Source organism: Pantoea sp. GW821-FHT03E06, assembly GCF_059420725.1.
The window spans coordinates 567,849-582,835 of sequence record NZ_JBWKUG010000002.1 but is presented as its reverse complement, the minus strand read 5'-3'; the positions used below and the strand labels follow the sequence as shown (position 1 = coordinate 582,835).

Genomic DNA, 14,987 nt, shown 5'->3' with positions numbered 1-14,987 from the left:
CAGCCAGGCAGGAGTAAAGCAGGCGTGTTTGGCTTAGAGCGGGTAGCAAAATGAAATTAGCAGTAACAGTTTGTTAATTGTTATGTTATAACATTAACTTTGACATATAAGGTTAATGTTATGAAAATTAAGAAGTCATTAGTCTTCCTGGGATTAGTATTCAGTTCACACGCCTTTTCACATGCCCATCATTCACACGGTGCGCCACTCACCGCGACAGAGGTGAGTGCGGCAAAAGGTATTTTTAATGATGGCGATATCAAAGACCGACCGCTCTCTGACTGGGATGGCGTATGGCAGTCTATCTATCCATATGCCAAAGATGGCAGTTTGGATCCGGTTTTCCGCAAGAAGGCGGAAGCCGATCAACGAAAGTCATTTGAGGATATTAAGCATTACTATTTGAAGGGCTATGCCAGCAATATTACAGATATTGGCATTGAAAACGGGATGATGGAATTTACCGCCAATGGAGAAGTTAACGCCTGTAAATATGCTTATAAAGGATACAAGGTCCTCAATTACGTTTCAGGAAAAAGAGGCGTTCGCTATCTTTTCGAATGTACCGATAACAAAAGCGCAGCCCCTAAATTTGTGCAATTTAGCGATCATATTATTAGTCCGAGAAAATCATCGCACTTTCATATTTTCACCGGCAACGAATCACAGGATGCGCTCTATAAAGAGCTGGAGAATTGGCCAACATTTTTCCCTTATCAGCTGACCAAACAGGAAATTGTTGATGACCTAATGCATCACTGATCCCTCACGGATAAAGGATGCTTTCGTCGCTGGCAGGCTATGAGCCGGACTCTGACGTCCGCTTCTTAACGCGAGACATCAAGAAAAGGGTGAATAGAGGCTACCTTCCATTAAAAACAGCCTGTTCGCCCACAGGCTGTTTTGCATCTCATCATTGGGATAGCCATGCAACGTTGCTCACAGACATCCTGTATGCAGCTTTGTGTCAGCGGCCTGGTGGTTTATTAAGGTATTTCATCTGAAAACCGTGCGCTAATCGCATCGCGTTCATACCCCTGCGGTTGCGTCAAAATCTGGTATAAATCTGGCCGACGACCGTGGATCCAGCGGCGTCCAGTACTCATTGCCAGCAGGGTCAAATCCAGCTCAGCGCTGACCATGGCATCTTCAGCGGCCCAGGTTTCCTCAACCACTCTTCCATAGGGATCCAGAATCATCGCATTGCCGGTGCGTACTTCGTCGTCATCTGCGCCTACACCGTTACTGAAAAGAAGAAATAATCCGTTGTCATGCGCGCGTGCGGGCAGCCATCGCATTAACCATTCCCGGCCGCTATGGCCTCTGAATGCCACAGTGATTTCATCTTTACGCGTTTCCCGTTCCGCCCACAAATCGAGAGGAATTGGCTTCATCGCATGCGGGCTACGGGAATCAGTACCGCCGGTTTGATGGGGGGCGAGCAGGATATCCGCACCCATCAATGCCGTTGCACGCACGTTTTCCACCAGATTATTGTCCCAGCAAATTAAGATGCCTACTTTTACCCCCCATGGTGTTTCAAATACCGTAAACCCGTCGCCGCTGCTGATTGCGGGATGTTCGAAAGCGTGAAGTTTACGGTGCGTGTGCAATGATCCATCTGGCATACAGGCAACGTAAGCATTATAGAGTTGGCCATCCTCGGCTTGCTCAATAAGCCCCGCGCCAATAAGCATTTGATGCTTAATCGCCAGAGAACGAATTAACATCAGGGAAGGGCTGGTTTCAACCGGCTCAGCCAGAGCAGCCACCTCAGCAGCGGTGAGTTTGGGCACATGCCAGTAGCCGGTGATACACATTTCTGGAAAGGTGAGAATCTTCACCTCTTGAAGCGCCGCCTTCTCAATAAATTTCTCCATTATCAGCAGATTATAGTGTTTGTTATTGGCTTGATGCTGAAACTGTACGGTTGCAGCCTTTAAGGTGGTTAATGTGGGCATGATGCTTCTCCTCGGAATCGGAACTGAATTACACAGGAGCGACCGATAACTGTATAATCAATTTATTTCCCTTTTCGATAACATCCTGGAATGTAAATATGAACACCCGGTTGCTAAACGCCTTTGTGATGCTGGCTGAAAAAGGAAATTATGCGGAGGCGGCCCGCGCGCTCTATATTTCGCAGCCGGCGCTGACCAAGCAGATTCATCTCCTTGAATCTATAGTGAACATGCCTTTATTCTCACGTGGCCGCCACGGAGCAATACTGACGGTTGCAGGAAGACGCCTACTGCCACAGGCAGAAAAGGTTGTTCGGCAAACCCAGTTATTCATGCATCATGCTGGGCAGGTTTCAAAAGGGATTGAAGGGAATATCGCAGTGGGGTTCGGTCTTTCGAGCTTTTACCTTGCTCCGCGCTGTATTGCTGAATATCGCCGTGAGTATCCGGGTATTGAGGTTTCATTAACGGATCAAGCATCCTTCCTGCAATACGATATGCTGCTGAATGACGAGCTTCAGTTAGGATTTGTCAGGGTTCCTCCACCCGTAGCGCTTGATTACCTGCCATTATTTACCGATCGATTAGTTCTGGTTGCGCCGGCAACATCTTCATTTAGCGTTGCCGATTGGTTAAAAAAAGTCCCGCTGTTGCGACTTCACACCACGCGCGGGCGGGGTTTAAATGCGCAGATTGATCGCTATCTGCATGACAATGCCCTTTTTACTTCCTCTATTCAGGAGACTGACGATATACAAACCATTGTCGCGCTGGTGATTGCGGGAACGGGCGTTGCGCTTTTGCCTTATAGTGTGGTTCATATAGCGCCGCCAGAACTGGTAATTATTCCGTTAACGGGGGAATCGCTGAGCTGGCAGGTTGGTATCGCCTGGAATGCAAATCATGATGATGTAATACGCGACAATTTTATTGCCAGCATAAGAAAGGCGATGACGATTAATAAAGAAGAGTAAGCCATAGCGTTTCATTTAATCATATTGACAAAGACTCAATGCATATGGTTGTATCATACAACTAATGGTTGAGGATTAATATTTATGCGCTCTGAATCGCTGATGGTTGAAAATATTCGTGTCGCTTCGCGTCAAATGGTGCGGGAGTTGGGGTTCATGAACCACACTCTCGCAGCGACTCAATACTCTCCTTCCGTTGTTCACACTTTGCTGGAAATTGAAGCCCGGGGATTAATGACTGCGGCTCAACTGGTTCAGATTCTGGGACTTGAGAAGTCCAGTGTTAGCCGCATGTTGTCCAAACTGGTCAATATTGGTGAACTGGAAGAACAGCCTTCAACTGAGGATGCCAGAATTAAGCAGCTTGGTTTAACCGCGAAAGGCGAAGAAACCGTGCGAAAAATCAATGAGTTCAGTAATGAACGCGTTATGGGCGCGTTAAAGAAATTGGATCCCATACGGCAACAGGCCGTTTCACAAGGTCTCAGCGCTTATGCCGCTGCGCTTAAAGCCTGTCGTGAAAACAGTGTGGTAGATTCTTCGACCAGTTGCGAAATCGTTAAGGGGTATCGGGCCGGAATGATTGGCCGTATCACTGAAATGCATGGCAGTTATTATGCAAGAGAACATCAGTTTGGCTATGTTTTTGAAAGCAAGGTTGCAGCAGGCCTGGCGGAATTTTCAGGACGTCTGGAAAGGCCATGTAATGAGATCTGGTTGGCCATACAAAACGATCGCATTGTTGGATCGGTAGCAATCGATGGGCAAGATCTTGGAAACAATGAGGCGCACTTGCGATGGTTCATCCTTGACGATGGTTGTCGTGGTAATGGCGTGGGCAAAAAACTCATTTCCGCCGCTATGAAGTTTTGCGATGAAAAGGAATTTTCAGCCATTCAGCTCTGGACGTTCAATAAATTGACAGCGGCACGGCGTCTTTATGAGTCATTTGATTTTGAATTAACCAAAGAGTGGCAGGGTGACCAATGGGGAAGCCGTGTTACAGAGCAGCAGTTCACTCGGTTGGCGCGATAATGAATGGATAACCGCACGACGTGCGGTTCGTTCTATTTTTTAATATGCATGGTAATGAAGTAAAAGAAAAAAGCGTAAAGTCTTATCGCAGTGTGCCGATATAGATAGCGTTTTTTTACTATATGGATATTACATGCGTAAAGTTATCTGCTCCATTGGATTCATGCTTGGAATGACAGGGGTAACGTTACCTCTTCACGCCAATACATTGACGCAAAGCCTGACGCGTTGCGACACAACATTTTTCAGTGAGATTTATCATCAGCGAGCCAAACTCAGCCGCGTAGCACCGTTAACGGTGGATAAGCACTTTCAGGCTTGGTTCAAAGCGCCTGTTGACGGTAACGGCACCATCTGGTTTACCCAATCTCTTCAGGAATTAAACCTGAAAATAGCGGGATATTTTCTGCAAACCAGCAATCTCGATGAAATCAGTTACGGTAAATACTATTACTGGGGCTTGGTTTTCAAAGAATCACCGGAAGAGGTCATGTCCAGGCTCGATCATTTAACGTGGAGTAAGGCAGGGGATGATTATATCTCTCAGGCGATGATTAAAGCAGACGCAAACAGTGTTTGGGAAAAAAATGCACAGGCGGTGTCGGGTATTGCCCCGGCAAAAGAGAGTGCCGAAAAGCTCTTAATGCTCAGCAAAGGCAAAGAAGGAACATTATTGCTCTGTTCAGTTCAGGGAAATGTAACGCCTGACATGCTCACGACATTACGACCTGATTTATCCGGTGGGGCAGCAAAATGAAAAAGTTGACATGGCTGGTATTGTTTATGCTGTCGGGCTGTGCCGGGACCACGACACCCCAGCCGCAAACGCCCGCTAAAGCACCGGCAGGTTTTATAAAAGTTCTTGCAGATGAGCGCGTGACGTCATATGTCGATTTCAGGGTGATTTCAACATACCAGGGTAATAGCCACTTACGCCGGTTTTATTTCATCAATAACTACGCGGAGCAGACGCAAATTATAAAAAATCCACCCGTCTACGTTTCAAGCTCTAGGGCAATCGATGTGATTAACTGCGACAAAAACCAGCGTGCCGTTATGGGTCGTACACTCTTTTCCAAACCGTTCGCGGAGGGCGATCTTATTCATGCGTCACCGGATGTGGGCCAATGGGAAACTTACCCGAAAGACTCTCTTTTCGGGATAATTGCTGAAAGCATGTGCAGCATTCCCGTAGAAAGACTTAAGCCAGAGCCAGCGAAAGAAAACCGCAAACCGCTATTGGATTAATTACCATTCATCTTAACCTGACGCTCCAGGCTGAAGCAGATGGCCTATGTTTATTGTGGGCCATCTGCAATAAGTAAGAGAATAGGGAGCTTCTCTGGCGTGTACCTTTCTACTTAACTCTTCGACCACTCACAACGTTCCGTTGATTCGCTCACCCTCATGATTGAAACGTTTGCGGTTGCTCGACGCAAGCCAGCCATAACACGCCAGGTTAAATTCTTCTTCCGCATTTATTCGGTTTTCCCCTGCATCAGCTGGCGGTATTTCATGCTGTCGTGGTACATCTCATGGAATACGCGGTATTTACGATCGTAATACTCTTTAATCTTGTTGGTCTGCGGCGTGATGGTTTTGCCAATGCGGCTCATGGCGGCCATCGCTTCCGGCAAAGAGTCGTAGGCGCCCGCCGCAACGGTACCCATCATGGCGCTGCCAAGTAACATCGCCTCGCTCTCTTCCGGCAATAGCATCGCGCAGCCTGTCGCATTGGAATGTTCCTGCACAAAGAGCGGGTTTTTGGTGCCGCCGCCGCTCGCCATCATGGTATCGATGCGGTAACCACTCTGGTTCATGGTCTCAATAATATGCCGGGTGCCGAGCGCCAGCGCCTGGATGGTGGCGAGATACTGCAGCGCCATGTCTTCCGGCGTACGTGACAATTTCAGACCTGTCAGCGTGCCAGTCAGCGTCGGATTGGCACGCGGTGAACGGTTGCCGTGAAAATAGGGCAGCATATGAATGTCTTTGGTCAGGAACGCGATATTTTCTGGTTCACCAGCCATTTTGCGCAGTATGCCGTTCAGTATTTCATAAATCGTTTTGCCACTGTCTTTACCCTGTTTAAGCAGGTCCTGATAACACGGGTGTGACTGAATCACATGGTCAATTAACGCGCCGGTGGTGGATTGTCCACCTTCATTCAGCCAGTAATCCGGAAGAATCGCCGAATAGTATGGCCCCCAAATACCACCGATATAGCGCGCGCTACGCGACATCGCCATATGCGCAGTGGACGTACCGCCAATCATCGCGATGCGATTGTCGAAATCCGCCGATTCGCCAGATGCGCCGCTGGCACCAAGAATGCCAAGGCTGCCGGCGTGGGCATCAATAATTGAGACGCTGACCGCTGTACCCGCGATCAGCCCCATCTCGGCGGCGGCGCGCTGCGTCAGACCATGCCCCAGCGGTTCACCCATGGTTTTCACTTCGCTGCCGATTTTTGACGCGTTGTTTTCTAATAAATCTTCCAGACCTATCTGGCGGAAGTAGCTAGTGTCCCAGCGATCTTCGTGACCGATATACGTCCATTTGCAGACGGTGGAACATAAAGATCGCGTAGGGTCCTGCGTGGCGCGCCAGGTCAGAAAATCAGGTAGGTCAAAAAGATGGCCAACATTCTTCCAGGTGGTTGGCATGTGCTGTTTCAGCCAGAGCAGTTTTGGCGTTTGCATTTCTGGGGAAATAATCCCGCCGACAAACTCCAGCACACGATGACCGGTGGCATTAATGCGTTCCGCCTGAGTAATCGCGCGGTGATCCATCCACACAATAATGTTCTGCTCGCTGCGCCCGGACGGGCTTACGGTCAGCGGTTTACCCTCTTTATCCAGCACCACCAACGAACAGGTGGCATCAAAACCTATGCCTTTCACCTGAATTGGGTTGATATCCGCCTGATTAACCGCGTCTTTAACGGCGTTACAAACGGAGTGCCAGATCTCATCGGAAGACTGCTCAACAAAATCGGCTTTCGGGCGATACAACGTAATATCACGGCTGGCCTGGCCAACCATGCGCCCGGTCATGTCGAAGACGCCCGCGCGGGCGCTGCCGGTTCCAACGTCTACCCCAATAAAATAACTCGCCATGTTTTTTCCCTTCGTAAAAAACGTTCGCTTAGGATTTTCTGTTTTGCAGAGCGATAAACAGGATCAGGACGCAGCCCCACAGGGCCATGGTCAGGTAACTGCTGACGCCCATGAGGTTGAGGCCGCTCTCCAGCATTTGCAGAACGATCAGCGCCAGCACTAACCCGATGACCCGTCCGAAACCGCCGTCGGGATTAATTCCGCCGAGTACCGAGGCCAGAATGGTCACCAGCAAATAGGCATCGCCGTAGCCTGCTTTAGCCGAGTTAAATTTGGACATCATCAGCAGTGCCGCGCCCCAGCCAAGCAGAGCGGAAAGCACGTACACTGCGATGGTGACTTTATGTGTATTAACACCGCTGAATCGCGTGGCCTGTTCGTTGGAACCCATCAGATACAGGCTGCGCCCGAGCGTGGTGTGTTCAAGTAAGACCCACAACAGCAGCGCCACCAGCAGGAATAACAGCAGGGCAACAGGAATGCCCAGCAGGCTGCCGTTGCTGAGGTACTGAATCGCCGACGGGAAGCCGGAAATCACGGCGCCGTTAGTGAGCAGAATATTCAGCCCAGCAATCAGCGTCATGGTCCCGAGCGTCGCCAGAATCGGCGACACACCGATATAGGCGATCAGCGCGCCATTGAGCACACCAATGACCACTGCCACCAGCAGGCCGGCGAACATCGCCAGCGCGAAATAGCCAGGCTGGTTTGGGTGCGCCACCAGAATGGCCGCCATCACCAGCGAACAGGCGTTGGCACCGGCAATGACCGAAAGATTGATACCGCCGGTCAACATGGTGATACCCATCCCCAGCGCCAGCATACCCAGAATCGGTAACTGCGAGGCAATCGACTGGAAATTGCCAATGCTGTAAAAACTGCCGCCCAACGTAAATGAGAACAGCACGGCAACGGCGACGATGATCAGCAACTGCAAACGGATAATGTGATCGCCAGGTAAGAATCGGTTTAAGGTTGTCATGTCACATCCCCTTTGCGAGTTTGCGCTTTTCATTCCACGCGGTGCTGCTAATGCTGACCAGAATGATCACGCCGCTGAAAACCTGATGCCAGTAAGATGAAATGCTCAGCAGGGTCATGCCGTTTTGCAGGAAGGCCAGCAGCATCACACCCAGAATGGTGCCTGTCAGCGAGCCGCGTCCGCCGGTCATGCTGGTGCCGCCTAACACCACTGCTGCCAACACCGTCAGCTCATAACCGAGCAGGGAGTTAGGCGCGACCGACTGCGTAATTTGCGCCTGAACCACGGCAGCAATGCCCGCCAGCAATCCCATAAAACCGTAGACGTAAAAGTGCAGCCGCAGGATATTCAGACCAAGACGAGAAGCCGCGTCACGATTACTGCCCATGGCATAAATCTGGCGACCCACGCGTGTGCGGTTCATCAGCACCCCGGTTGCGATAATCACGCCCAGCAGGCTGAGCAGTGGCAGCGTCAGGCCATAGTCGTAACCGTCGGCAGCGGTAAAGGAGAACCAGTTGATGCCGTTCATAAACCAGTCGGGAAAACCGTACAACCAGGTGCCGTTGGTGAGATACACCAGCAAACCATAGAACAGGTTGAGCGTGGCAATCGTGATAATGATGGCCGGAACGCGCAGCCAGTACACCAGAAAACCGTTGACCAGCCCAAGCAGCAAACCGCTTCCCATCGCCAGGGCAAATGCCAGCGGAAAGCTGCCGCCATGGTGAATGATGTAACTTGCCATCACGTACTGACCAATAGAGGTGACGGCCGGAAATGAAATGTCGATGCCGCCGGCGATCAGCACCACAAACAGGCCGCAGGCCAGAATACCCAAAATGGCGTAGCTGGTGGCGACGTCAGTCAGGTTACCCAGCGTCATAAACTCGCTGGTGCTGACGCTCAGGCCTATCACCAGCAGCAGCACCAGTAATCCCAACCAGAATTCATGCTGAGAAAACAGCTTCGAGAGCGCCTTGTTATCCATTGATTACCTCCGCAATCTGCGCTTCGCTGCTCTGATGCGGCGCGAATTCCGCCACCAGTTCGCCTTTGCGCATCACCAGCACGCGGTGACTGTTGTAATAAGCCTCCGGGATTTCATCGCAAATCATCAGCACCGCCATGCCGGACTCCGCCAAATCACGCGCAATGCGGTAAATCCCTTCTTTATTGGCAATATCCACGCCCACGGTGGGTGAATCGAGGATCAGGATATGTGGCCGCGTCGCCACCCATTTGGCGATGGCAATACGCTGCGCATTACCGCCAGAAAGGGTCTTCACGGGTAAGCGGCTGTCTGAGACTTTAATATTCAGATCGCGGATGAGATCTTTCACTACCGACGCGGCTTTAGGGTGATCCATCAATCCTGCGCCGGTGTGCAGCTTGTCGAAAATGGATACCAGCGTGTTGTCATAGATGGATTGTTCCATGATGAGCCCCTGCGTCAGACGGTCTTCTGACACATAGGCTATACCGTGGCGGATGGCGTCGCGGTTCGAGTGGAATTTCACCGCCTGGCCGTTGATGCGGATCTCTCCGCTGTCCGGCTGGCTCATGCCGAACAGGCTCAGACAGAGTTCCGTACGCCCCGAGCCAAGCAGGCCGACAATCGAGGTGATTTCGCCCTGGCGCAGCGATAGCGAGATATTGTGATATTGCCCTTTGTGGCTCAGATGGCTCACTTCCAGCAGCGGCGTTACGTCGGCAGAGGCACGATGGGGCAGGTGACTGTAGGTAAAACGCTGGCCGGTCATCAGGAAGGCCAGTTCATTGCTATCGAGTTCGCTGGCCGGATAGGTGCCAACCAGTTTGCCGTCGCGCATCACGCTGATGCGGTCGGCCACTTCCATCACTTCATCCAGACGATGGCTGACAAACACCACGCAGATCCCGGCGGCTTTCAGCTCATTCACCACGCGCAGCAGGCCGTTTACTTCTGTGCGGGTCAGTGACGCGGTGGGTTCATCCATAATCACCAGACTGGCGTCAGCGGCGATAGCACGGCATATTGCCACTAACTGGCGGTCGGCGATCGACAACTTTTCGACTTTACGATCCGGATCCAGAGCAACGCCGACGCGTTGCATCGCCGCCACGGCTTTTTTGCGCATGGCCGCGCGATGCACCCAAAAATCACCGCCCGGCAAATAACGGTGAATGGCAATATTTTCGGCCACCGACAAGTTTGGGAATAAAGACAGATCCTGATAAATAACCTGAATGCCATAATAAGACGACAGCTGCGGCGTGAGAGTATGAAATAGTTTTCCGTCCAGAGTAATGGTCGCGCCTTTTTCCGGCTGATAGACGCCGGAAATCACTTTAATAATCGTACTTTTGCCGCAGCCATTTTGACCGGCAAGACAATGCACTTCGCCTTTATTGAGTGTCAGGCTGAGATTGTCTAATGCTAATACGCCGGGAAACCTTTTACTGATTTTCTCGAGGCTGATAAAGGCCTCAGCAGGGGCAGGGGACGTGTTGAGAGTATTCATCACAGATCCTTAAACATACCCGACCGGGTTCCAGCGGAGGCGTTGGCTGTACTCGTTCACCCGAAACGCTAACATAGGTAAGCTCTGCCGGGTTTACTCATTTGCAACCTTGCCCCAACTCGAATGATTGAAGGTATACGTTTTCGATGTCAGAGTAGAATTCAAATACGGCACAGCGCACAACGCCGTATTTGTTTCTATTTGCCTGGTGTGGCGCTGGAGCGAATATTGCTCCGTAAAATAAAAGAATTAAAAGATCGGGTTAGAACCCAAGCGATTTCGCATTCTCTGGTGTCACTTCAAGAATTTTATTAAAGCGGATCACTTTCTTATCCATATCTACATCGGCTTTACCCAGTCCCTCGATGCTCAGGTCTTTGGTGACTTCTTTACCCTGCAGCAACTGATCGGCAATCGTGACTAAGGCGAAACCGGCATCTTTCGGATCCCATAGCAGTGCTTTCTTAATATCACCGCGCATCAGGTAGGGCGCAGCCTGGCCGGGCATGGCGATGCCAACCACCGCGATTTTATTTTTCGCACGCTTCTGCTGGACAGCTTGACCGGCACCGATTGGGCCGAGCGAACCGAAACCGATTATTCCTTTCAAATCAGGATAGGTTTTCATTAAATCCAGCGTGGTGGAATAGGACTTATCAATGTTTTCTGCTACCGGCAGGCGTGAAGTCACTTCATGCATATCCGGGTATTTTTCTTTCTGATATTTAATTGCGGCATCTGCCCAGGCATTATGCAGTGGCACGGTTAGCGAGCCAACGTAAATGGCGTAACCCCCTTTGCCGCCCATATCTTTTGCCAACTCGTCCATGTTGGCTTGAGCATATTTCTGGCTGTCAATGGTTTCGACATCCCATTGCCCAATTTGCTGATCCGGTGATTCATGCGTTAATACGACGATGCCTTGGTCGCGGGCTTTTTTAAGCACCGGTTCCAGTACCTTGGCATCGTTTGGCACCACGATGATTGCGTTAACTTTTTTGGCAATCAAATCTTCAATTACCTTGACCTGCTGGGCCGGGTCCGGAGTGGCGGCACCGACCTGATAAGCGTTGACATCCAGTTTCTGCGCGGCTTCTTTGACGCCAACTTCCATGCGGGTGAACCAGGGAATACCGGTGACTTTAGCGACGACGGCGATATCGTAAGGTTTGGCGGCGAATGACGGTGTTGTAAATAACATGCATGCTGAAACCACACATGCACTGACCAATGCGAGGTTAAATTTCATTATGGTACCTTTCTTATGATGTTCAGTTAGAGGGAACAGACGATAGTTATTAAATCCGCGATCAGAGATTAACTGAAGGGGATACCGCTTTTCGCGCAAATGTGAACAAAATGTGATCAGCACCCGAATGTGTTAAATTCTATGATTTAATGTGTTAATTTAATGTTAATAACGCGATTATTAAGGCATGAGAGTGATGTAATAATCGAATTTACAATGCTTTTGTTAACCAAGTGGCATCAATTAATAAACAATATTGTTACATGTGCAGGCTGGCCAAGCGTCCCTTTGCGGGAAGATTAAGGCCGCGGATTTTAATTGCACAAACTGTGAACAGGGTCACGTGAGCAGGTAACCAGGCTGTATTACTGGTGGTGGATTAAATCTAAAAGTAGAAATTAGATTTCCAGTGCAGCAAGGATCGTCGCTTCCATTTTCTCGGGGGGAGTAAATGGCGCAAAACGTTTAAGCGGCTTGCCGTCGCGTCCAATCAGGAATTTAGTGAAGTTCCACATGATTCGCCCACCCAGCACACCGGGCAGTTGGTTTTTCAGATAACGAAATACCGGATGCGTGGCGGTTCCGTTAACTTCCACTTTCTCAAATATCGGGAAGCTCACACCGTAGTTGATGCGACACGTTTGCGCGATTTCGTCGGGACCTCCGGGCTCCTGCTTACCAAATTGGTTGCAGGGGAAACCAAGCACCACCAGACCCTCGACGGCGTACTTCTTGTAAAGCGCTTCAAGGCCAGTGTATTGCGGTGTGAAGCCACAATGGCTGGCGGTGTTCACCACCAGAACCAACTTACCGGCGTAGTCGGCCATGGAGACATGTTCGCCATCCAGACGAACGGCGGAAAGCTGATGAAAGGTTGTCATAGTCGAATCCCAAAGCAGAACTAATTTAATGTCGACCGTTATCGCTTAATGCCGTTCACTTAAGCAGAAAAATGCCTCTTTATACCAGTGCGCATGAATGTGCACTCTACGAAAAACCCGCTATATAAACGTAGGATCACCATTCATGGAGACTGATAATAGGCTAAGTCGATAAAAAGTTGCCCGTATTAATCCAGACGCCAGATTCGCCAGAGTTTGCAGGAGCAAATCATGGCGACCTTATTTATTCGCTGGGTATGGCAGGAATTCTGCCCGGATTTTTTTCCTGATATCGACGTTGTAGGCCGCCAAGGTGCCATTCCAGTTTTTCCATGGCTTGTTCGTCTTGCTGTTGATCCAGCAACTCGACAATAGCTTCATGATCATCCTGCGAACTTTGAAACTCTTCCGGGGTTTTAGTGAGATGGTTCAGGAAAGTGCGAATGCGGTTAATGCTGGTTTTGTAAGAGTTAATTAACTCTTTATTACGGCTGGATTCAATCATTGCCATATGGAACGCCGCATCCATTTCACGGTAAGTCTCAGGCGCATTTTGTAAGGCTTCGCGGCCATGTTGCAGATGTACCCTGAGAAGCGTGATCAATGCCTGACGATCGTGGCGTAGTGCAAGCTGTAAAGCGCCAACTTCAAGAATTTGCCGCATTTCACAGGTTTCACGCATTTCCTGTTCGTTAAATTCAAATACAAAGGTTCCACGCTGTGGAATTATTTGCACTAGCCGTTCCATTTCCAGTTTTTGCAGGGCAGCCCGCACCGGCGTACGGCTAACATTAAGCTGAGCAGCGATGTCATTTTCTGAAATTAATGAGCCTGGTTCGATTTGGCAATTAACGATTAAGTCACGAATATGATCGGCCAGAATATTACCCAACGATTGAGGGCGAATTATCTTTTTAGATGACCAGTCAATAATGAGCTTTTCAGAGGACATAAGTGAGCGTAATTCCTTAATGCAACTAACCTTTTATTGCGTAAATAGTTACATGATCTTACCCCGTATGCAAGATGTAGTATACAAGATACACCCCCCAGGAAAGGATGAGGGGGGCGGCGGTTAGACAGGATGATCAGGAGGTGAACAAGTATTGCTGATGCTGTATATGCGCGGGATTCAGGGCCATTCCCATCCCCGGCATTTGAGGGACCTGGATCAGGCCATCCTCAGGTACAACCGGATCGCTAAGGAAATACTGGTGAATATCGTTCCACTTCACCAGGTACTCTTGATAGGGCGTGTGGATAGGCGATTGCGTGGTGGTGAAATGCGCAGTCGCAATGGTGGAGTGACCATGTGGAATAACTTGTAGATCGTACATGGTCGCAGCTGCCGCGATTTTTAAGGTTTCAGACAGGCCGCCGCACCAGTAAATGTCTGGCTGAATCACATCCAGAACATCAGCCTCAAAAAAGCGTTTGAAGCCCCAGCGGGTATATTCATGCTCGGCACCGGCCAGCGGAATCGTCAGCTTATCTTTTAGACGGCGCATACTGCCGATTCTGTCCGGCATAACACACTCTTCCAGCCAACGTGGGCGATATGGCTCAATGGCCTTCGCCAACTCGATGACGTAAGTCACATCCATTGACTGCCAGCAGTCAAACATCAGATCGTAATCGTCGCCCAGGGTCTCACGCAGTGTCTTAACCAGCTCAATATTTTTCTTTAGGCCTTCTCTACCGCTCATTGGGCCGTGGCGGAAAAACCACTTTTGCCCACGATAACCTAACGCTTTGAATTGCAGAGCGCGTTCGCGTACTCGCCCCATGTCCTGTACGGCAAAACCGAGCATTGAAGCATATGCCGGGATCTCCTCGCGAATTGAGCCGCCGAGTAGACGATAAACCGGCTGCTGCATCCACTTGCCGCGAAGATCCCACAGTGCGCAGTCCACCGCGCTAATTGCCAGCATGGCGTCACCCTGGCGACCATGAATCAGTGCCCGATGCATCTGGTCCCACAGGCGTTCACTGTCACGCGGATCCTGACCAAGCAGTAGCGGACGCAATTGGCCATGCACTATCGACGCAACGGCATGGGGTATCGGCCCCGCCAATCCTTCAACGCCTTCGTCAGAGATAATCTCTAAAAACACGGTGGAGATAGCAAAACCGTTTTTAAGCTGCACGCCACCATCATGATTGTCCACGACGCGATATTGGGAATACACATCCGTTGGACGCGCCAGACGCTCTTCCCAAAAGTCCTCCTTGCCAGGTAAAACGCCTTCTACCTGCAGTAATCGGACATCGACAATTTTCAT

Annotated in this window: 14 protein-coding genes; 5 read left to right on the top strand and 9 right to left on the bottom strand. The window is 50.1% G+C overall.

From position 1 onward, the window contains the following. Positions 1-120: 120 nt before the first annotated feature. Positions 121-762 carry a metal-binding protein ZinT gene (gene zinT / locus AC07WB_RS22175; protein ID WP_494941358.1) on the top strand — a complete coding sequence of 214 codons (642 nt, stop codon included), beginning with the start codon at positions 121-123 and terminating at the stop codon, positions 760-762. A 224-nt stretch (positions 763-986) separates the two neighbouring features. Here the strand turns inward: zinT and AC07WB_RS22170 are convergent, their stop codons facing one another. Then, positions 987-1,961 (bottom strand): nitrilase family protein, encoded by a 975-nt coding sequence (locus AC07WB_RS22170; protein ID WP_494941357.1) that lies wholly within the window; start codon positions 1,959-1,961, stop codon positions 987-989. 98 nt (positions 1,962-2,059) lie between these two features. Between AC07WB_RS22170 and AC07WB_RS22165 the strand changes: the two genes are divergently transcribed. The 4 genes from AC07WB_RS22165 (at position 2,060) to AC07WB_RS22150 (ending at position 5,218) form a co-directional block, all read left to right on the top strand. Then, positions 2,060-2,935 (top strand): LysR family transcriptional regulator, encoded by an 876-nt coding sequence (locus AC07WB_RS22165; protein WP_494941356.1) that lies wholly within the window; start codon positions 2,060-2,062, stop codon positions 2,933-2,935. Between the two features lie 84 nt (positions 2,936-3,019). After that, the gene (locus AC07WB_RS22160) at positions 3,020-3,970 is read left to right on the top strand and encodes a helix-turn-helix domain-containing GNAT family N-acetyltransferase (protein ID WP_097098346.1); all 951 of its coding nucleotides are present in this window, start codon (positions 3,020-3,022) and stop codon (positions 3,968-3,970) included. A gap of 133 nt (positions 3,971-4,103) precedes the next feature. Then, entirely contained in the window at positions 4,104-4,727 is a 624-nt protein-coding gene (locus tag AC07WB_RS22155; RefSeq protein ID WP_097098083.1) for a hypothetical protein, read from the top strand. Further along, on the top strand, positions 4,724-5,218 hold the full coding sequence (locus AC07WB_RS22150; protein ID WP_345830483.1) for a surface-adhesin E family protein: 495 nt from the start codon (positions 4,724-4,726) through the stop codon (positions 5,216-5,218). Before AC07WB_RS22155 ends, AC07WB_RS22150 begins: the two co-directional genes overlap by 4 nt. A gap of 230 nt (positions 5,219-5,448) precedes the next feature. Here the strand turns inward: AC07WB_RS22150 and AC07WB_RS22145 are convergent, their stop codons facing one another. The 8 genes from AC07WB_RS22145 to AC07WB_RS22110 form a co-directional block, all read right to left on the bottom strand. After that, positions 5,449-7,089, bottom strand: coding sequence for an FGGY-family carbohydrate kinase (locus tag AC07WB_RS22145; protein WP_345830485.1), 1,641 nt, complete (start codon positions 7,087-7,089; stop codon positions 5,449-5,451). Positions 7,090-7,117: 28 nt separating this feature from the next. Then, positions 7,118-8,071: an ABC transporter permease gene (locus AC07WB_RS22140; RefSeq protein ID WP_494941355.1), complete on the bottom strand. Its 954-nt coding sequence runs from the start codon at positions 8,069-8,071 to the stop codon at positions 7,118-7,120. 1 nt (position 8,072) lies between these two features. Further along, complete coding sequence (locus tag AC07WB_RS22135; RefSeq protein WP_097098080.1) at positions 8,073-9,062, bottom strand: ABC transporter permease; 990 nt, start codon at positions 9,060-9,062, stop codon at positions 8,073-8,075. Further along, entirely contained in the window at positions 9,055-10,575 is a 1,521-nt protein-coding gene (locus AC07WB_RS22130; RefSeq protein ID WP_494941354.1) for a sugar ABC transporter ATP-binding protein, read from the bottom strand. Before AC07WB_RS22130 ends, AC07WB_RS22135 begins: the two co-directional genes overlap by 8 nt. A gap of 262 nt (positions 10,576-10,837) precedes the next feature. Further along, positions 10,838-11,824, bottom strand: a complete 987-nt coding sequence (locus tag AC07WB_RS22125; protein WP_345830492.1) for an autoinducer 2 ABC transporter substrate-binding protein — start codon at positions 11,822-11,824, stop codon at positions 10,838-10,840. A gap of 398 nt (positions 11,825-12,222) precedes the next feature. Continuing rightward, positions 12,223-12,705 (bottom strand): glutathione peroxidase, encoded by a 483-nt coding sequence (locus tag AC07WB_RS22120; protein WP_494941353.1) that lies wholly within the window; start codon positions 12,703-12,705, stop codon positions 12,223-12,225. Between the two features lie 244 nt (positions 12,706-12,949). Then, a complete protein-coding gene (locus tag AC07WB_RS22115) occupies positions 12,950-13,657 on the bottom strand; it encodes a GntR family transcriptional regulator (protein ID WP_400457495.1) in 708 nt (235 codons plus the stop codon). Between the two features lie 136 nt (positions 13,658-13,793). Beyond that, entirely contained in the window at positions 13,794-14,987 is a 1,194-nt protein-coding gene (locus tag AC07WB_RS22110; RefSeq protein ID WP_345830496.1) for an enolase C-terminal domain-like protein, read from the bottom strand.